Annotated in this window: 15 protein-coding genes; 9 read left to right on the forward strand and 6 right to left on the reverse strand. The window is 70.5% G+C overall.

Translation table 11 applies throughout. The features are described 5' to 3' along the window. Positions 1 to 71 precede the first annotated feature (71 nt). Both ACZOOI_RS41605 and ACZOOI_RS41610 read right to left on the reverse strand, forming a co-directional pair. Positions 72 to 1838: an ABC transporter substrate-binding protein gene (locus ACZOOI_RS41605; protein ID WP_465282016.1), complete on the reverse strand. Its 1767-nt coding sequence runs from the start codon at positions 1836 to 1838 to the stop codon at positions 72 to 74. A 71-nt stretch (positions 1839 to 1909) separates the two neighbouring features. Then, entirely contained in the window at positions 1910 to 2914 is a 1005-nt protein-coding gene (locus ACZOOI_RS41610; protein WP_465282017.1) for an ABC transporter permease, read from the reverse strand. A 390-nt stretch (positions 2915 to 3304) separates the two neighbouring features. Here ACZOOI_RS41610 and ACZOOI_RS41615 point away from each other — a divergent pair, with 390 nt between their 5' ends. From ACZOOI_RS41615 to ACZOOI_RS41630, 4 genes are all read left to right on the forward strand, one after another. Next, positions 3305 to 4216: a dihydrodipicolinate synthase family protein gene (locus tag ACZOOI_RS41615; protein WP_465282018.1), complete on the forward strand. Its 912-nt coding sequence runs from the start codon at positions 3305 to 3307 to the stop codon at positions 4214 to 4216. Positions 4217 to 4392: 176 nt separating this feature from the next. Then, a complete protein-coding gene (locus ACZOOI_RS41620; RefSeq protein ID WP_465282019.1) occupies positions 4393 to 5802 on the forward strand; it encodes an aldehyde dehydrogenase family protein in 1410 nt (469 codons plus the stop codon). 160 nt (positions 5803 to 5962) lie between these two features. After that, positions 5963 to 6754 (forward strand): GntR family transcriptional regulator, encoded by a 792-nt coding sequence (locus tag ACZOOI_RS41625; RefSeq protein WP_465282020.1) that lies wholly within the window; start codon positions 5963 to 5965, stop codon positions 6752 to 6754. Between the two features lie 275 nt (positions 6755 to 7029). Then, on the forward strand, positions 7030 to 8298 hold the full coding sequence (locus ACZOOI_RS41630; protein ID WP_465282021.1) for an alpha/beta fold hydrolase: 1269 nt from the start codon (positions 7030 to 7032) through the stop codon (positions 8296 to 8298). 180 nt (positions 8299 to 8478) lie between these two features. Here ACZOOI_RS41630 and ACZOOI_RS41635 read toward each other — a convergent pair whose 3' ends face one another. Then, the gene (locus ACZOOI_RS41635) at positions 8479 to 10029 is read right to left on the reverse strand and encodes a WxL domain-containing protein (RefSeq protein WP_465282022.1); all 1551 of its coding nucleotides are present in this window, start codon (positions 10027 to 10029) and stop codon (positions 8479 to 8481) included. 552 nt (positions 10030 to 10581) lie between these two features. On the opposite strand from ACZOOI_RS41635, the gene ACZOOI_RS41640 reads away from it, so the two are divergent. From ACZOOI_RS41640 to ACZOOI_RS41650, 3 genes are all read left to right on the forward strand, one after another. Continuing rightward, positions 10582 to 11013: a hypothetical protein gene (locus ACZOOI_RS41640; RefSeq protein ID WP_465282023.1), complete on the forward strand. Its 432-nt coding sequence runs from the start codon at positions 10582 to 10584 to the stop codon at positions 11011 to 11013. Between the two features lie 688 nt (positions 11014 to 11701). Further along, on the forward strand, positions 11702 to 12649 hold the full coding sequence (locus tag ACZOOI_RS41645; RefSeq protein WP_465282024.1) for a slipin family protein: 948 nt from the start codon (positions 11702 to 11704) through the stop codon (positions 12647 to 12649). 108 nt (positions 12650 to 12757) lie between these two features. After that, positions 12758 to 13054, forward strand: a complete 297-nt coding sequence (locus tag ACZOOI_RS41650; RefSeq protein ID WP_465282025.1) for a hypothetical protein — start codon at positions 12758 to 12760, stop codon at positions 13052 to 13054. A 116-nt stretch (positions 13055 to 13170) separates the two neighbouring features. On the opposite strand, the gene ACZOOI_RS41655 is transcribed toward ACZOOI_RS41650, so the two are convergent. Beyond that, the gene (locus tag ACZOOI_RS41655) at positions 13171 to 14094 is read right to left on the reverse strand and encodes an RNA polymerase sigma-70 factor (RefSeq protein ID WP_465284153.1); all 924 of its coding nucleotides are present in this window, start codon (positions 14092 to 14094) and stop codon (positions 13171 to 13173) included. 382 nt (positions 14095 to 14476) lie between these two features. Here ACZOOI_RS41655 and ACZOOI_RS41660 point away from each other — a divergent pair, with 382 nt between their 5' ends. After that, positions 14477 to 15130 (forward strand): HhH-GDP family DNA glycosylase, encoded by a 654-nt coding sequence (locus tag ACZOOI_RS41660; RefSeq protein ID WP_465282026.1) that lies wholly within the window; start codon positions 14477 to 14479, stop codon positions 15128 to 15130. A 138-nt stretch (positions 15131 to 15268) separates the two neighbouring features. On the opposite strand, the gene ACZOOI_RS41665 is transcribed toward ACZOOI_RS41660, so the two are convergent. Further along, positions 15269 to 15586, reverse strand: coding sequence for a hypothetical protein (locus ACZOOI_RS41665; RefSeq protein ID WP_465282027.1), 318 nt, complete (start codon positions 15584 to 15586; stop codon positions 15269 to 15271). Positions 15587 to 15807: 221 nt separating this feature from the next. Between ACZOOI_RS41665 and ACZOOI_RS41670 the strand changes: the two genes are divergently transcribed. Beyond that, on the forward strand, positions 15808 to 16875 hold the full coding sequence (locus ACZOOI_RS41670) for an EamA family transporter (RefSeq protein WP_465282028.1): 1068 nt from the start codon (positions 15808 to 15810) through the stop codon (positions 16873 to 16875). Positions 16876 to 17077: 202 nt separating this feature from the next. Here ACZOOI_RS41670 and ACZOOI_RS41675 read toward each other — a convergent pair whose 3' ends face one another. After that, the gene (locus ACZOOI_RS41675) at positions 17078 to 17944 is read right to left on the reverse strand and encodes a class I SAM-dependent methyltransferase (RefSeq protein WP_465282029.1); all 867 of its coding nucleotides are present in this window, start codon (positions 17942 to 17944) and stop codon (positions 17078 to 17080) included. Positions 17945 to 18326: the final 382 nt, after the last annotated feature.

Raw genomic sequence — 18326 nt, forward strand, 5'->3', positions numbered from 1 at the left:
GGCCGGGGTGGGCGGGAAGGGGGGAGCCTTCCCGCCCACCCCGGCGGAGCCGGGGCCGCTCCGCCCGGGGGCTACTTGACCCAGACGTCGGTCGGATAGGTCGAGCCGATGAAGCCGACCCGTACGCCGCCCAGGCCGGGCCCGTACAGGGTCAGTTGGCGCTTGTACACGAACGGCACGACCGGGGCCTCGGCCATGATCCTCTTCTCCAGGTTCGACCACTCCTTGCCGGCCGCGACGACGTCCGACATCGCGGTGATGCGGTCCATCTCGGTGCTCATCGCCGGGTTGTTGTAGAGGCTGTACACGGAGCCGTCGTCGATGATCTTGCGACCGTCGAACTTGGCCGGGAGCACGGTCGCGGCGCTGGGCCAGTCGGCGCCCCAGCCGGCCCAGTACAGGTCGTACTTGTTGTCCACGCGGCCGATCTCGGTGTAGTAGCTCTTGTCGTTGATCGGCTGCGGGACCACCTTGAAACCGGCCTGCTGGAGGGCCTGGACGATGGTCACCGAGACCTGTTCCCACAGCGGGGTCTGGTTGTAGGCGTAGACGATGGTGGGGTTGGGGGTGCCGGACTCGGCGAGCAGCTGCTTGGCCTTGGCGATGTCACCGGTGTTCGGCACGCCGGCCAGGTCGTAGGGCTCGAACCCGAGCACCGTCGGGCCCATCAGCGTGGTGGCGAACTCGCCGTAGGCGGGGCCGCCCATGATCTGCCGCACCTGCTCCTTGGGGAACGCCGCGATCAGCGCCTGGCGGACCTTCGGGTTGGTCTGACGGCGGTTGTTGATCTCGAAGTACTCGGTGTACGGGGTCGCCGCGTCCGCCGTGCGGGCCTTCAAGTCCGGTGTGGTGAGCACCTGTTGGGCGACCTCCCGGCCGACCGCGACGCGGAAGGTCATGGCCGAGCGGTCGCCGCCGTTGGCCGCGATCAGCCGCTCGTTGATCTGCTGGTTGGACGCGCCGAACTCGAACTTCCACTGGTCGGGGTAGGCATGCCGGACCGCGTCGGTGCTCGGGTCCCAGTGTTCGTTGCGAACCATCGTCATGGACTTGTCGATCTCGCGGGCGGAGATCTTGTAGGGGCCGCTGGAGAACGGGTGCTTGTCGTACTCCAGTTTGGTGTCCTTGGCGCGCGGCACCGGGGTGCTGGTGTGCATCGCCACCGCGAACGGGAAGTCGCCGCGCGGGGCGGGGAGCGCGAAGGTGATGGTGCGCGCGTCGGGGGTCTTGATCGCGTCGAGTTCGCGACCGCCGTAGGGGCCGTCGTACACCGAACGGAAGTCGGGGTTGCCGACGAGCCATTCCTGGATCCAGGTCGGACCGCCGGTGATCTCCTTGGCGAACGAGCGCTCGACGCCGTACTTGACGTCCTGCGCGGTGATCGGCGAGCCGTCCTCGTACTTGAGCCCCTCCTTGAGGGTGAAGGTCCAGGTCCTGCCGCCGTCGGGGCTGGTCCCGGTGTCGGTGGCCAGGTCGCCGACCAGAGTGGTGTGGTCGCCCTCCTGCTTGTACGTGGTGAGCTGACGGGAGATCAGCAACTCGGCCGTCTGCTCGTGCGAGACGTAGACGCGGGCCGGGTCCAGGTGATTGAAGTCGGCGCGCTCCAGCACCGTGGCGGTGCCGCCGGGCTTGGCGCCGGGCAGGTCCTTGGCCGGGCCCTTCGACTCGGCGGCGGCGCCGATCGACACGGCGCGGACCTGGGCCTTGGGGGCGCCCTTGCCGGGCTCCTTGCCGGCGGGAGTGCCGCCGCCGCCGGAACAGGCGGCCGCGCCGAGGGCGAGGGCGAGCGTGGCGAGCGCGGTTCGGGTGAGGCGAGTGGGTCTGCGGCGAGGGTTCATGGTTCCTTCCGAGGGTTGCCGTGCGGGTGCGGTGTGGCGAGGGCGCCGGTGCCGTGCCCGGGGCCCGGGGCTCAGCGGTCGCTCTTGGGATCGAGCGCGTCGCGGACCGAGTCGCCGAAGAGGTTGAAGGCGACCACGAAGACGAGCATCGAGATGCCGGGGACGCACATGTAGGTGATGTCGGTCCGGTAGACCTCGGCGCCCTTGAGCAACATCCGCCCCCAGTCGGGGGTGGGTTCGACCATGCCCACGCCCAGGTAGGACAGGGCGGCCTCGGTGGTCACGTAGGTCGGCACCGCCATCGAGGCGCTGACCAGGATCGGGGTGACCAGGTTGGGCAGCAGCTCGCGCAGCACGACCCGGCCGGGCGAGGCGCCGATCACGCGCGCCGCCTCGACGTATTCGCGGCTGCGCAGGGAGAGCACCTGACCGCGCAACAGGCGCGCCACCGAGGCCCAGCCGAATGCGGAGAGCACCGCGACGATGACCGCCCCGCGCAGCAGCGGGGACATCTGCTCGCCCGGGTGGGTCAGCAGCGAGGTCACCACCGGGGTGAAGGCGATGAAGAACAGCGTCGACGGGAAGCTGAGCATGACGTCGATGAATCGGCCCACGAGGTAGTCGGTACTGCCGCCGAGGTAGCCGGCGGTCACTCCGACCAGTACGCCGAGCACGGTGACGATCGCGACCACGGCCAGCGAGATGAGCAGCGAAGTGCGGATGCCGTAGAGCAGTTGGGTGAGCACGTCCCGGCCGAGACCGGGTTCCAGGCCGAGCCAGAACTCGCCGGACATGCCGCCGTTGGGGGCGACGGGGAAGCCGAACTCGTTCAGCAGGCCGGGCCGGTTCTGGCCGTACGTGGTGTAGGGGTCGTGCCCGTACCACTTGGCGAACAGCGGTGCGCCCAAGCCCGCGACGACGAACACGGCGACGACGCACGCGGCGACGATCCCGGTGCGGTCGCGGCGGAAACGACGCCAGGCGAGTTGCGAAGGGCGCAGCCCCATGGGGGCGGTGTCGGCGACGGGCGGATCCGTGTCCACCGGCGGATCCGTGGGGGGCGCGAGCGTGGTCATGACGGCGGGCCTCTCGGGAGGCGGCGGGGTGGGTAATGGTGGGGAACTCTGCCCAGGGCCGACTCAATGGTCAAGGTCTGAGTCGTGTCACATTTGAGGTGCGACATTGTATTTGCAATTCCTTTGCCATTCACCTGCGGTTTTCCTTCCCGCTCGGCCGTCTACGTTGATCGGGGGCGGGTCTGGCGCAACTCAAGAGCAATGTGACATTGTACTGAGGTGACCCAAGCGGATGCGCCGAATCACGGCCCCGAGCGCGGCACCACCGATCCGGCGCCCCGCATATCCCGCGTGTCCCGCATCCCCGATGCCGATACCGGCCTCGACGTCGACCTCGACATCGACGTCGCCAGCCGAGTCGCAAGCCGAGCCGAAAGCCAAGGAGTCCCCATGTCCGACGCGATCTCCATCGACCGCACCCTCCGTCCCTGGCGCGGCCTGATGGTCGCTACCCCGCTGCCGCTGCACGCGGATCTGAGCATCGACTACGACGCCTACGCCGAGCACGTGCGCGGCCTCGTCGACGCCGGGTGCGACGGCGTGGTGCCCAACGGCTCCCTGGGCGAATATCAGGTCCTGACCGACCAGGAACGGGCCCGGGTGGTCCGCGTCGCGGTCGAGGCCGTGGGCGGTGACCGGGTGATGCCCGGCGTGGCCGCGTACGGCTCGACCGAGGCCCGCCGGTGGACCGAACAGGCCGCGGAGGCCGGTGCCAAGGCGGTCATGCTGCTGCCGCCGAACGGCTACCGCGCCGACGACGCCGAGGTGCACGCGCACTACGCCGACGTGGCCTCGGTCGGCGTGCCGATCGTCGCCTACAACAACCCCTTCGACACCCGGGTGGACCTGGCCCCCGAACTGCTGGCGAAGCTGCACGCCGACGGCCACATCGTCGGCGTCAAGGAGTTCAGCGGCGACACCCGACGCGCCTACCGGATCGCCGAACTCGCGCCCGGTCTGGACCTGTTGGCCGGGGCCGACGACGTGCTCCTGGAGCTGGCCGTGGCCGGCGCCAAGGGCTGGATCGGCGGCTTCCTCAACGTGCTGCCCGACGCCTGCGTCGAGCTGTACCGCACCTCCGTGGCCGGCGACCTGACCCGGGCGCGGGAGTTGTACGACATCCTCCAGCCGCTGCTGCGCTGGGACACCCGCAGCGAATTCGTCCAGGCGATCAAGCTGTCGATGGACGTGGTCGGCAAGCCCGGCGGCCCCTGCCGTCCGCCGCGCCGGCCGCTGAACGCCGAGATGCAGCAGGCCATCCGCCTGGCGACCGAGCGCGCCGTCGCGGCCGGGCTGAGCTGAGCAGGTCCGGCCGACCCGCCTGACGCACCGTCAACACCCGTACGACACAACCGCGTTCCCGGACAGGAGGCCGATTCCATGCGCAGCCGACCGGCCTTGCGTGCCCGCGACTCGCCCACCGGAAGCGTGCCGTACCCGCCCGACCCCACCGACCCCTTCCCGAAGGGCTTCCCGCCGTGACCATCACGTCCGCCGCATCCCTCGTCCGCAGCCACAACCCAGCCGACCCCGCCGAACTCGTCGCCGAGGCCCCGGCGGTGCCGGCCGCCGACGTGCACCGCGCCGCCGAACGCGCCCGCGCCGCCGGACGGGGCTGGGTGGCGGCCGGCGCCTCGGCCCGCTGTGCCGCGCTCGGCGCCGCCGCCGATCGGCTCGCCGCCTCGGCCGACGCATTCGCCGACCTGATCGTGCGCGAGGTCGGCAAACCGATCACCGAGGCACGCGGCGAGGTCGCCCGCGCGGTCGCCATCCTGCGCTACAACGCGCAGCAGGTGTACGACCCGGTGGGCTCCGTGCACGAACCCGCCGCCGGCCCCGGCCTGCTGCTGACCCGTCGTCGCCCGTACGGCCTGGCCGGGCTGATCACGCCGTGGAACTTCCCGCTGGCCATCCCGCTCTGGAAGGCCGCACCGGCGCTGGCCACGGGCAACGCGGTCCTGCTCAAGCCCGCCCCGCAGGCACTCGGCTGCGCGCAGCGCCTGGCCGAACTCCTCGACGCGGTACTGCCCGCCGACCTGTTCACCGTGTTGCCGGGCGAGGCCGGCACCGGCGCGGCCGTGGTCGAGGCCGCGGACGTGGTCTCCTTCACCGGTTCCACCGCGGTGGGGCTGGACGTGGTCCGGGCCGGCACCGCTCGCGGGGTCCCGGTCCAGGCCGAGATGGGCGGCTGCAATGCCGCGCTGGTCCTGCCGGACGCCGACGTGCGGTCCACCGCGGCCCAGCTGATCGCGGCGGCGTTCGGCTACGCCGGGCAGAAGTGCACCGCGACCCGGCGGATCATCGTGGTGGGCGACCCCGATCCGCTGCGCGAGGCACTGGACGCCGCCACCCGGGCGCTGCCGGTGGGCGACCCCGCCGACCCCGCGACGGTGTGCGGGCCGGTGGTCACCGAGGCGGCCCGCGACCGGGTCCGCGCCGCGCTCGACTCCGCAACGGCCGCCGGCGGTCGGGTGTTGACCGCGGGATCGGTCCACGACGGTGCGGGGTGGTTCGCCGCCCCGACGATCCTGGAACAGGTGCCGGCCGGGCACGCCGCGCTCCGCGAGGAGATCTTCGGCCCCGTCGCGGTGCTCCAGCGCGCAAGCGACCTGGAGCAGGCCATCGCGCTCGCCCGCGACGTGCCGCACGGCCTGGTGACATCGGTGCACACCCGCGACCTGGACGCCGCGCTCGCCGTCGTCGACCGGATCGACACCGGCCTGGTGAAGGTCAACGCGCCCACCACCGGCGTCGACTTCCACCTGCCCTTCGGCGGCACGAAGGCATCCAGCCACGGACCACGCGAACAGGGTCGCGCCGCGGCGGACTTCTACACCGCCACCTGCACGGTGAGTCTGCTGCCGGCGAACCCGACGGGCGGTGCGTGAGACGTCCGAGCACCGAGACATCGAGCAGCGAAGTGCCGAGGCATCGACGTACCGAAGTGTCGGACTGTCGGGAAACGATGGGAGGGTGGGGCAGGTGACCGATAGACTGTAACATTGCACATTGTATGGCTATTCGAGGCGAAGCCGGCCTTGAGGGAGGATGCACCCGATGAGAGCGCACGCCGAAGTGCCGACCGGCCGAACCGGCGAGACCGCCGCCGTGACGAACCTGCGGGAGCGGCCGCTGGACCTGCCGTTCGTGCAGGAGCGCCGCAGCCTGCGCGATCAGGTGACGCACGCCCTGCGAGCCGCCCTCATCGCCGGCGAACTGCGTCCCGACGTCATCTATTCGGCACCCAGCCTGGCCGCCCAGTTCCGCGTCTCGGCCACTCCGGTGCGCGAGGCGATGCTGGATCTGGTCAAGGAAGGACTGGTCGAGGTTGTTCGCAACAAGGGCTTCCGGGTGACCGCGCTGTCCGCCCGGGACCTCGACGAATACACCGAGATTCGATCGATGATCGAGGTCCCCGTCATCGTGCGGCTGGCCGAGACGGCAGACCCCGCCGCGCTGCAGGCACTGCGTCCGGTGGCCGCCGCCATCGTGGCCGCCGCGGAGCGGCGCGACCTGATCGGCTACCTGGAATCCGACCGACAGTTCCACCTCGGACTCCTCGAACTGGGCGGCAACCAGCGCCTGGTCGAGGTCGTCGGCGACCTGCGCAAACGCTCGCGCCTGTACGGACTCACCCGACTCGCCGAACGCGGCGCGCTGGTGGCCTCGGCGCGGGAACACGAGGAGATCCTCGACCTGCTGCTCGCCGGGGACGGAGAGGGCGTTCGTCGGGCGATGACCGAACACCTCGGCCACATCCGCTCGCTCTGGTCCGACCCGGCGGAGGAGTCCGATCCGGCAGAGGAGTCCGACCCGGAGGGCGAGCCCGCGTCGGAGTGAGGCCGCGTCGCCGTGGTCGCGGCCGGGAGCGGGCAGCGGCTCCCGGCCACGGCGCCGATTCCCGAGTCGGCGTCGGGCCACCTCTGCGTGGGACAGACCCCGCGTCGGACGAACCCCGCCCCCGGCTCCCGAACCCGTGACGGACCACCCCGGAACGTCCGACCACCAACCCGCGAGGGACCCCACCGCCGCGCCCGGAGGCGGTTCCTCGGCATGCCCCACTTTGCACCGGCCCCGGCTGCGCCGACACCGCCGGCGATCCCAGGAAGGCACCCATGAGCTACCGATACGCGGTCACCGACCACGTGTTCGACCTCCCCCTGGACCACCACGATCCGGGCGGCCCGCGCATCGACGTCTTCGCCCGCGAGGTCGCCGACCCGGCCCGCGCCGACGAACGGCTGCCCTGGCTGCTGTATCTCCAGGGCGGGCCGGGGAGCAAGTCCCCCCGCCCGACCGCGAGTACGCCCGGCTGGCTGCGGCACGCGACCAAGACCCACCGGGTGCTGCTCCTGGACCAGCGGGGTACCGGGCGCAGCACCCCTCTGACCGCCCGCGCCGCGGAGCGCTTCCCGTCGGCCGATGAACTGGCCGATCACCTCGCGCACTTCCGGGCCGACGCGATCGTGGCGGATGCCGAGGCGATCCGGCGGCGCCTGTGCGGCGACGAGCCGTGGGAGACGCTCGGCCAGAGCTACGGCGGCTTCATCACGCTCACCTATCTGTCGCAGGCCCCGGAGGGGTTGCGGCGCTGCTACATCACCGGCGGCCTGCCCGGCCTGTCCACCACCGCCGACGAGGTGTACGCGCGGACCTACCCGCGGATCCGGGACAAGAACGCCGAGTATCGCGACCGCTATCCGGACGACGTCGCCCGGCTGCGGCGGATTGCCGACACGGTGGCCGGCGGTCGGGTGCGGCTGCCCGACGGGGACCCGCTGACCGTGCGCCGGCTGCGCACCCTCGGCCTGGTCTTCGGCATGGGAGACGGCTTCGAGCGGGTGCACTGGCTGCTCGACGAGGCGCTCGACGCGCGGTCCGGCGAACTCTCCGACACCTTCCTGGCGCAGGTGACGACCCTGACCGGCTTCGTCGACAACCCGCTGTTCGCGGTCCTGCACGAATCCATCTACGCCCAAGGGGACCGTGCCACCGGCTGGGCCGCCGAACGCACGATGGCCGCCCTCCCCGAATTCGCCGAGGACGCGGACCCGTTGCTGCTCACCGGCGAGACGATCCACCCCTGGATGTTCGACGAGATCGCGGGACTTCGGCCCTTCGCCGACGCGGCCGGGATCCTCGCCGAGCGCACCGACTGGCCGCTGCTGTACGACCGGGAGCGGCTGGCCGCCAACCGGGTCCCGGTGACCGCGGTCGTCTACCACGACGACATGTACGTCGACGCCCCGCTCTCCCTGCAGACCGCCCGCGAGGTCGGCGCGGTGCGAACGTGGGTCACCAACGAGTGGGAGCACGACGGCGTCGCCGCCTCCGGAGACGCCGTCCTGTCCCGCCTGATGGACATGGCCACGGGCCGAGCCTGACCGGGCGCCGCACGTCCCGCCGCGCGAAGGCCCCGGGGCCCGTCTTCGCTCCCACGCCGAGCACCGCGCCGCGGGATCGAAGAAGGCCCCGGCGGATCGTCTGCCGCGTCCGCTCGGACGGGGTCGGACGATCCGCCGGGGCCGCCTACCCGAACTCGCGCGAGGGCCGGGCCGGTTCGGTCACGACAGGGTCAGCGTGATCGTCCCGCCGTAGGTGCCCGGCGTCGCGAACGCCGGTACGGTCAGGGCCAGTGCGGCGTCCGCGGTGAAACTGCCGCCGGTCGGCCCGGCGCTGCCCGGCGCCTGGGAGCACAGGGTCGCGCCGGACCCGATCGGGCCGGTCGACCCCGAGGTCACCGTGGACGGACTGCCCGGAGCTGCCGCGCAGGAGGGCGTCCAGGCCACGTTCGCGGCCGGGATGGTGCCCCGGTCCGACTTCAGGTCGGACACCGATCCGGTCAACTGCCAGCCCAGTGCGCTGCCGCGCGCGTCGACGACGGTCACCCGGTTCAGCGCCGCGTGCATGGTCTGCTCCCGGCCGTTCAGGGTCGTCGTACCGAAGTCGATCCCCGTCGCCGCCTGGGTCATCGTCAGGCCGCCGGGGGTGATCGTGCCGGTGATCGACTGCCCCAGGGTGCCGTCGTCGGTCACCCGGAAGGGAACCGTCATGCCGTTGTCGTCGAAGCCCGCGACGGCGCGGATCGCGACGTCCTCGGCGGCGCCGATGACGTACTCGGCGGAGAACCTGCCGTCGGGAGAGGTCATGACACTGATCGGGACGTCGGTGATGTTGCCGTCGGCGTCCACACCGCTGATCTGGAGTTCGTAGTTGGGAACCCAGTCGTGGCCTTCGAGCTTGACCACGGTGCCCACCGGGCCGGATGCCCGGTCGGCGGTGAGGACCCGCTGCCCCGGTACGAACGCCTTGATGGAGAGGGTGTCCGTCGCCTCCTTGGTGCCGTCGGAGACCCGCACCACGTACCGACCGTCCTCGATGCCGAACGGATACAGCGTCGCGGACCCGGTCAGGTTGCCCTGGGCGTCGATGGCGAGCGTGTTCGTCAGAAACTTGGCCGCATCGCAGCCGCTGCCGTCCGCCGCGCACAGCGCGACCTGCGGGGTGCCGTTCGGTGCGAATCTGCTGCCGGTCAGGGCGATGGTCGAACCCGGGTAGACGTCGCCGTCCGGCGCCTGCAGAACCGGCAACTGCACCTCGCCCGGCTCCACCGTGATCGAGGCGCCCACCGGTACCGGGGTCGTGGGCAGGCACCGGGTCTCGGAGTCGAAGCCGAATGCCATCGTCCACGTCGAGTGTTGGAGCGGAGTCAGGTTGACGACGCCGGCGTCGGTGAGGGTGACGGTGCCCTTCATGTCGGTGACGATCAATTCCTGGCCGAGCGGAGTCTCGGGATTCTTGCGTTCGCCCTCGACGTCCATCTCGCGGGTCTGCGCACCGGACAACCCGATCTTGCCCTTGGGGAGAGTCGAATCCTTCTCCACCTTGGTCACGATCGGAGTGTTCGGCGGCACGATGCCGTAGGACAACCACTTCCAGTTCACCGTGATCGTGTCACCCACCCGGTACGTGGGCTTGACCGGATCCACGGAGATGTCGACCTTGGTCTGTGACGGATCGATCGGCAGGTTCGGCAGTGTCCGGTTCGTGCACTGCGATGTGTACTCGATGGGCGCGGCATGTGCGGCCGGCGCCAGTGCCGCGGCCCCCGCCACCCCCAGAACCCCCGCCACCACGGCGGCCGTTGCCCTGTGGGGGAGCAATCTTCGTAACCCCAAAACCGTGCTCCTTCGTGAACCGACCCCACCCGCCGCGGGCGCGTGGAAGATCGCTTCCGCAGGTCGTCCCGGCTCCGAGCCACACACGATCGACTTCCGTCGGATGCCGGGGCGGCATACGGAGGTCCAATGATGGTGGGGAATCTGTACGCAAAGGGCTCGGAAATCAATAGCGGCGTACCGCCGATTCAGGTGACACGTGTCGAGTCCGAGCGCGATCACATATTCAAGATCATTTCATCGGTGTCCGGGTTTCGCCGACGTTACGGTTTCCCGGCGAAGGGTCTTGACCTGCGGGCGATCCTTGGGGAACTTTGCTTTATCGTATTTGCCGAACCGCAGGCAAGATACGCAACCGCACGGCCACGTCCGGGCTGTCCGGCCCGGTTCTTTCGAATGGCAATCACTGCATCACGTTCGGCGCTCGGGGCCGCGTGTGCGTTGCGCCGTCCCGCCCTTCGGGTGTCGATGCGGAAGGGACCTGTTCTCATGTCGAAGATCAAAAGCGGGGTCATCGCCGCGGCGTGCGCGATCGGCGCCACCGCGGCCATGGTCACCCCGGCCTCCGCGGCGGGCACGGGCAAGGCGACCTACGACTGCGGCGTCTACGGCAGTACGGTCGGCGCCACGTTCACCCGCAGTGCGAGCAACCTGCTCACGCTGACGGCCAACCTGACCTACTTCGTGCCGACCGCCATCCCGGCGGGCGGCATCACGGGGACCCTGACCGGCAACCAGAGCGGCCTGGCCAACCCCACGGCGATCAGCGCGGGCATCCACACCAGCATCGTCCTGCAAAAGGCGGGCAGCGTGGCCATCCCCAGTGCGCCCAGCAGCATCGTCATGACGATCACCCCGCCCGGGCTGACCGTCACCTGCAACCTCAAGGCGTCGCCGCCTCCCACCGGCTTCCCGATCTGACCGAACGGGACGCGCCCCCCTCGCAACGATCCGAACCCCTCGGGTCGGTCCGGCCTCGGGTACTCGTGAACGGTGCTGTCCGTAGTGAAAGTACGGACAGAACCACGAGCACCCTCGGCCCCGGCACAACCGCCGCCACCCGAGCGCCGCCCGGAGAACGGCGGGGCAGATGGGAGTACGAACGTACAACACCCCCCGGAGCCCTGCGCAAGCCCGAGAACACACGCCGAGCCGCTGCCCGAAGGCAGCGGCTCGGCCGTGTGCGGATCCACCCGGAACGGACATTCGACGATCGAATATCGATGTCGAATCCGAGCCGGTTCCGACAATTATCGAGCAGTAACAAATCTCGATCTTCTTTTTCTATTCGCGATGCCTGCGGCCCACCCGGCATTCGATGATCCACCATCGGGCCGACGGCTTATCCGGACGCGGCACCGGGCCCGCGGATATCGGACCCGTGCCATTCGCGCCGCACAGGGAAGCCTCCGGCCGCCCGCAGGAAACGCGTGCACGACCCGGACCGCCGTCCCGCGGCGACCCCAAACCCGTTCGGGCTCGTGTCGCGCCGACTTCGGGCCGAGTCGATCACGGTCGATCGCAGCCCGGCCGGAGCTACAGTGGGAGTTCAGGGGACGCTCGGGGACGTCCGCCTGCTCGGGGCAGTCGCTCGGCACCGGAGTGGGCCATGATCCTGCTGTTCGTATTCATCGTCGGGGCCGTCGCCGCGCTTGCCGCGCTGCTCGCCGGGGCCGGATTGCGGGTGGTCCGTCAGTACGAGCGCGGCGTGGTGTTCCGCCTGGGCCGCGTGCAGGTACCGGTCCGGGAGGCCGGCCTGACCCGGATCGTGCCGATCGTGGACCGCCTGCGGAAGGTGAACACCCAGATCGTGACGATGCCGGTCCCCGCCCAGGACGGCATCACCCGCGACAACGTCACCGTTCGCGTCGACGCCGTCGTGTACTTCCGGGTGAACGACCCGGTCAAGGCGACGGTCGAGGTACAGGACTACGTGTTCGCGGTGTCGCAGGTCGCCCAGACGTCGTTGCGCTCGATCATCGGCAAGAGCGACCTGGACGACCTGCTGTCCAACCGCGAGGCGCTCAATCAGGGCCTGGCCCTGATGATCGACTCGCCCGCGGTGGGCTGGGGCGTGGAGATCGACCGGGTGGAGATCAAGGACGTGGCTCTGCCGGAGTCGATGAAGCGCTCGATGTCCAGGCAGGCCGAGGCCGAGCGGGAACGGCGATCGCGGATCATCACCGCCGACGGCGAGTTCCAGGCGTCGCGCAAGCTCGCCTCCGCGGCGGACGTGATGACGCGCAGCCCCGCGGCGCTGCAACTGCGACTGCTGCAGACCATCGTCGAGGTGGCGGCCGAGAAGAACTCGACCGTCGTACTGCCCTTCCCGGTGGAACTCCTGCGCTTCCTGGAGAACGCCACCGCCATGTCGGGTCCGGGCAGCGCGTCGGTCGCCGACCGCACGGCGGCGGGGATCGGGCGGACGCCGACGCACGTGCGCCCGCCGACGGCCTCCCGGGCTCGTCCGCATCCGCATCACCTGAAGAACCGGGGCATCCGGCGGGCGGCGCCGCCGATGACGCCGGACGACTCCGTCGCCTCCGCGAACCGCTGACGGGCGACCGGCGCGGTCCATTCGGCGTAGCTCGGCGTGCGTGAGGGTCGATCGCACTGGTCGACTGGGCCGACACGGCAATCAACTGCGCACCGGAGGCCGACCGACATGGCGATCATCGTGATTCTCGAAATGCCCGGCGTGACCCAGGCGATGTACGAGGCGAGTGCCGACCAGGTGACCGGTGGTCGCGGTCCGGTCAAGTCCCCCGCAGACTGGCCCGTACCGGGTCTGCTCTCGCACACCGCCTGTCCCACCCCCGAGGGTTGGTTCGTCGCGGACGTGTGGGAATCCGAGGAAGCGTTCCGACGGTTCAGCGAGATCATCATCCCGATCCTGAGCGGTCTCGGCGCTCCGGACATTCAGCCGAAGATCTACCCGGTGTTCACCATGGTGACCGCGTAGCACCTCCGGTGACTCCGTAGTGGCCGCGGTTGGCCGACTTCACTCGACGCCGAAGGCCCGCCCCGAGATACTCCGGGACGGGCCTTCGGCGTCGGGCGAGGGTGTGGGCGGATCGGTCAGTTCGTGTCTCGGCCGACCTGCCGGGTTTCGCGCAGCACCGCCCAGGCGTCCGCCACGGGACCCACGTGCGCCAGCTTGTCCGGGTTGTTCACCGTGCGGATCGCCAGGATCCGGCCGTCGAGGATGTCGAGCGACAGGGTGTTGAGGACCCTGCCGTCCCGGTCGCGGAGGATCGCGCCCGGCTGGCCGTTCACCTGGTGCGGTTCCACGACGCCGCCGATCCGGACGAACGAGGGGACGACGGTGGCGAGCAGTCGGGCCACGTTCTCGGCGCCGAAGATGCCGCCGGCCCACTGCGGGACCTTGCCTCCGCCGTCGCCGACCAGGTGCACGTCCGCGGCGAGGAGTTCGCGCAGCCCGTCGAGGTCGCCCTCCCGGAAGGCGTCGAGGAATCGCCCCGCGAGCTCGTCGCGTTCGGTCCGGTCGGCCTCGAACCGTGGCCGGCCCGCGTCCATGTGGCGGCGCGCCCGCACCGCGAGTTGGCGGCACGCCGCCTCCGAGCGCCCCACGGCCGGGGCGATCTCCGCGAAGCCGAAGGCGAACACCTCGCGAAGCACGAAGACGGCGCGTTCGAGCGGGCTGAGCCGCTCCAACAGCAGCAGGGCCGCCATCGACAACGAGTCGGCCAATTCCGCCGAGCGCTCCGGATCCTGGTACGGGTCGGCCAGCAACGGTTCGGGGAACCACGGCCCGACGTACTCCTCGCGCCGGACGCGGGCCGAGCGCAGCACGTCGATCGAGATCCGGGTCACCACGGCGGACAGGAACGCCTTGGTCGAGGTGGGTCGGGTCGGCGAGGTCTCGTAGCGCAGCCAGGTCTCCTGGACCGCGTCCTCGGCCTCGCTCACGCTGCCCAGGATGCGGTACGCGATCGAGAACAGCAGCGGTCGCAGCTCCTCGAACTCCTCCGCCCGCCGCACGCCCCCCTCATCGCGGTCGTCGCGGTCGTCGCCCGTCGCTTCCGCCCCGTCGGCCCCGGCACCCACCTGCCGCCCCGGAGCCCCCGATCCGCCCGCCACGAACACCCGCATGCCATCACCTTCTCGTTCGGAGCCCGTCTTCGAAACCGAGACGAGACAGCCCCGCCGGGTGTGACATCGCAGGCCGGGGCGCGTCGGCAAGGGGGTGAGCGCCGGGGAAGATCACGACGCGGGCGGGTGTGCGGTGCGCGGTCGAGGCCGCCGACCGGCGTGGTCCACCGAACCGGCACCGGGGCGCTTCCCGACGCTCGGGAATCCCTCGGCGGACGTGTCGTCCGATTCGATCGTGTGTCGTCGGGTAGCCGGATGTGGGAGGCGCATCATGAGTACGACCCAGACGAAAGACCGACGGGTGCACGCCCTGTTGTCCGAGGCCGGAACCACGTACGCGGAAGAGGCGGGCATCCGGGTCGCGGACACGCCCGCACCGCTGTGGCAGGTGCTGGTGCTGAGCAACCTGACGGCCACGCGGATCAAGGCGTCGATCGCCGTCCACGCCGCTCGCGAGTTGTTCGAGGCGGGCGGCGGGACACCCGCGGGCATGGCCGCACTGACCTGGCAGCAGCGAGTGGACGCGCTCGGGCGGGCCCATTACGTGCGCTACGACGAGGGCACCGCGACCCGGCTCGGCGAGTGCGCCGACCTGATCCGCGAACGCCACGGCGGCGACCTGCGTCGACTCGTCCGCGAAGCGGACAAGCAGCGCGACCGCGTCGAGGAACTGCTCCGGGAGTTCCCCGGTATCGGGCCGTCCGGCGCCCTGATCTTCTGCCGTGAAGTCCAGGGGATCTGGCCGTTCCTGCGCCCGGTCCTGGACGGGAAGGCGCTCGACGGCGCGGCCCGCGTCGGCCTGCCGAAATCGCCCGACGCCCTGGCCGAACTGGTCGACGGGGACGACCTGGCGCGCTTCGCGGCGGCGCTGGTGAGAGTGGCGCTGGACAAGGAGCTCGCGGACCGGGTGACGGCCGCAGGGTGATGCGCGTGCGGCCCGGGCGAGGCCCGAGCTGCGACGGACGTACGTGAACCGGGCGGGGCGGTCGGCTTTCCTACCGCCCACCCGGTCGCCCGGGATGTCCGGGCGTGCGGCGACGGTGGTGGGCGGCGGGCGGGGAGGTCACTCGCTCGCGGGGTCGCCGGTGCCCATGATGTCGACGTGGTCGGGGTGTCCGGCCCCGATCCGGATGCCGACCACCAGGAAGCGGCCGCGCGTGCCACTGGGGAGGCACAACCGTCCCTGGCCGGCCCGGTAGATCTCGTGCAGGTCCGAGCGGGCCGCCGGGCTCTTCGGGCGCAACGTCCCCGTCCAGCCGATCGGTGTCGCATCCGGCCCCGGGTCGTAGAGGCGCTCCTCGTCGGCGTCCACGATCGCGTGCACGCCGATCCGCCGTCCGTTCGGCAGGACCACGGTCGCCGCTCCCTCGTGATCCTTCATGGGTGCCAGTGTGGACCCTTCGCACGTGGTTCGGCACGCGGACACGGGGCGTGTCGCGCTGCGAATGTCCTTGGCCACCATCCGTGTTCGCCCGCGCGACGTCGGGCGATCGGACGAGCCGATGATTCGGCGATCCGACGATTCGTGGGAATCGGGCTCCCGACGCGGGCGCCCGCTTTCGGCGGAGTATCGGATGGCGCGTCCAGGGCAGGGACAGGGCCATGAGTGCTGTGACCGATCGTGCGCCCACCCCGCCCTCGGGTCGGGCCGTCGCGGCGAACCTGGCCGTCGTCTATGTCGTCTTCGGATCGACCTATCTGGCGATCCGCATCATGGTCGAGACCGTCCCGCCGCTGTTCGGGGCAGGTCTGCGCTTCGTCGCCGCCGGCGCCCTGCTCTACGGCTGGTGTGCGATCCGCCGACGGTCGCCGCCGCGCCTGGACCGGCGTCGGCTCGTGGGAACCGGCTTCATCGGCCTGCTGGTGATCGGCGGCGGATTGGGCCTGCTCACCCTCGGGGAGCATTCCGTGCCGTCCGGACTGGCCGCGCTGCTGGCCGCGGCGGTGCCCGTGTGGGTGGTGCTGCTGCGGGTGGCACACGGGGAAAGGATCGGCTGGGCCACCGCGGGCGGGGTGGCCTGCGGCCTCCTGGGCGTGGCCATGCTCAGTCTGATCGGCGGTACCGGCGGCACGGCCGCGGTGTCCGGCATCCTGTTCCTGCTCGCCGCGGCACTGTCCGAGGCGATCGGCTCGTACTACGCGCCGCGCTTCTCCGTGGTCGAGGACGCGATCCTCGCCTCGGCCGTGCAGATGCTGGTCGCGGGCCCGGTTCTGCTGGTGGTCGGCGTGGCCGTCGGCGAACGCCCGGACGTCGCCCAGTGGTCCGGCCGCAGCGTGTTGTCCCTGCTGTATCTGATCGGACCGGGGTCGATCCTGGCCTACGTGTCCTTCGTGTGGCTGGTGTCGCACACGCGGACCTCGATCGCGACGACGTACACCTACGTGAATCCGGCGGTCGCGTTGTTCCTGGGATGGCTCGTCCTGGACGAGTCGATCACCGTGTGGGTCATCGTCGGCGCCGTGGTGGTGGTGGGCGGAGTGGTCGCGGTGCTGATCGGCGAACGCCGGGCGGAGGTACGGACCCAGGACGAGGAAGGGGGAGGGGAGGAGCGGGGCGCCGAAGGGCGAGAGGCGGAGGGGCTTGAGCCGAGGGGTCGAGGCGCGCAGGCCCGGGCGACGGACGAACGCGACGCGGAGGCAGACCCTCACTCCCGGTCGCACGGGGCGTGACGCCCGGCTTCGGCGCGCTCGGGGGTGGAGCGCGCGGCTTTCCGTGCCACGGGCCGTGGCCCTCGGCTTCGGCGTGCTCGGATGGCCGGCGAACCCCGCTCGGGCGCGGAGGCGGCGCGCCACCGTCGTGGCGCGCCGCCTCCTTTCGTGCGGGAGACTGCTCGACCGGTGCCGTCGGGCACCCGAGTGCGACGGCGACGGGTCAGATCATCGGTTTGACCGCCTCGACCAGCAGGTGGTAGCCGAAGTGGTTGAACGGCGCCACGTCGCCGAGGAAACCTTCCATCCTCGTCACGAAGTCGGCGATCCCCTTGTCCGCGAGCACTTCGTCGGCCAGCCAGGCCGCGATCGGCGAATTGCCGCGCATCAGGGTCACCGTCATGCCGACGGTGGCGAACAGCGTGGTGAGCTCCTGAGGACTGAAGCTGAACCAGGGCGCGACATACTCTTCGCCGCTGCGTGTGTTGGTGAACAGGAGTTGCTTGTTCTCGACGTCGGTGACGTCCACGGAGGCGAATCGATCGCCGGTGAACATCTGCTCGAACACGGAGTTCTTGACCCCGAGCAACATCCGGCCGCCGGGGCGCAGCACCCGTCGGACCTCGGTGAAGACGGTCGGCCGGTCCGCGATCGGGATGTGCATCAGGGCGAGCATGCTGGTGACGGTGTCGAACGAGTCGTCCGGGAACGGAATCGATGCCATGTCCCCTTCGTGCAGGTCGGCGTGCAGACCTCGTGCGGCGAGCTTGCGTTCGGCGACGTCGAGCATCGAGCGGGAGATGTCCAATCCGCTGACGTGGGCCCCGTGTTCGGCCAGGGGCACGGTGAAGCGACCGGTACCGCAGCCCATGTCGAGCACCCGGTCGCCGGGGTGGACCCGGGCGAGGAGGAAGTCGCGTTCGGCCCGGGTGAACATGTCGTCGGAGGGGCCGTTGCCGGGGATGCGCTCGTCGTACTCCTCGGCGACACGCAGGTACACCGACTTGACGGTCTCCTTCTGGGCCGACGCGCTCTCGCGGTCGACTCCCGCGCCGTTCGCACGGGCGGGTGTCTGCTCGTAGGTCGTCACATCTCGTCCTTCCACATCGGGTTCGGTCGGTTCGGGTGTGGAGGTCGCCGTGCCGCGCGGACCCGGTTCCCGAAGGGCGGGCGGGCATGGTCGGATCATTGCCGAATGTGCGGCGGATCGACGATGAGCGGCACGCGACGATACGTTCCACGGGCAGGATCGGCTCGCGCATAAAGATCGCGAATGGTTATGCGTCACCGATGCACGACATTGTCACCGACGCTCTCGCCGGATCGTCGGAAGCGAAGGTGAATATGAAGTCGCTGCCTTTCGGTACGAACTCAAAGTAGAAAGCGCATCGGCGATTGTCAACAGCGCACGTCAGGGCCCGGTATTGATCTCGATATGGCTTCTGACCTGCCTATATACCTTTCCGTGCGGC

Source organism: Embleya sp. L77 (assembly GCF_055557415.1).

Bases quoted from the DNA above. Each gene is read 5' to 3' on its own strand.
- ACZOOI_RS41610 (WP_465282017.1), bottom strand. From the start codon at position 2,914: ATGACCACGCTCGCGCCCCCCACGGATCCGCCGGTGGACACGGATCCG.
- ACZOOI_RS41630 (WP_465282021.1), top strand. From the start codon at position 7,030: ATGAGCTACCGATACGCGGTCACCGACCACGTGTTCGACCTCCCCCTG.
- ACZOOI_RS41665 (WP_465282027.1), bottom strand. From the start codon at position 15,586: ATGAAGGATCACGAGGGAGCGGCGACCGTGGTCCTGCCGAACGGACGG.
- ACZOOI_RS41650 (WP_465282025.1), top strand. From the start codon at position 12,758: ATGGCGATCATCGTGATTCTCGAAATGCCCGGCGTGACCCAGGCGATG.
- ACZOOI_RS41605 (WP_465282016.1), bottom strand. From the start codon at position 1,838: ATGAACCCTCGCCGCAGACCCACTCGCCTCACCCGAACCGCGCTCGCC.
- ACZOOI_RS41625 (WP_465282020.1), top strand. From the start codon at position 5,963: ATGCACCCGATGAGAGCGCACGCCGAAGTGCCGACCGGCCGAACCGGC.
- ACZOOI_RS41670 (WP_465282028.1), top strand. From the start codon at position 15,808: ATGAGTGCTGTGACCGATCGTGCGCCCACCCCGCCCTCGGGTCGGGCC.
- ACZOOI_RS41645 (WP_465282024.1), top strand. From the start codon at position 11,702: ATGATCCTGCTGTTCGTATTCATCGTCGGGGCCGTCGCCGCGCTTGCC.
- ACZOOI_RS41660 (WP_465282026.1), top strand. From the start codon at position 14,477: ATGAGTACGACCCAGACGAAAGACCGACGGGTGCACGCCCTGTTGTCC.
- ACZOOI_RS41615 (WP_465282018.1), top strand. From the start codon at position 3,305: ATGTCCGACGCGATCTCCATCGACCGCACCCTCCGTCCCTGGCGCGGC.
- ACZOOI_RS41640 (WP_465282023.1), top strand. From the start codon at position 10,582: ATGTCGAAGATCAAAAGCGGGGTCATCGCCGCGGCGTGCGCGATCGGC.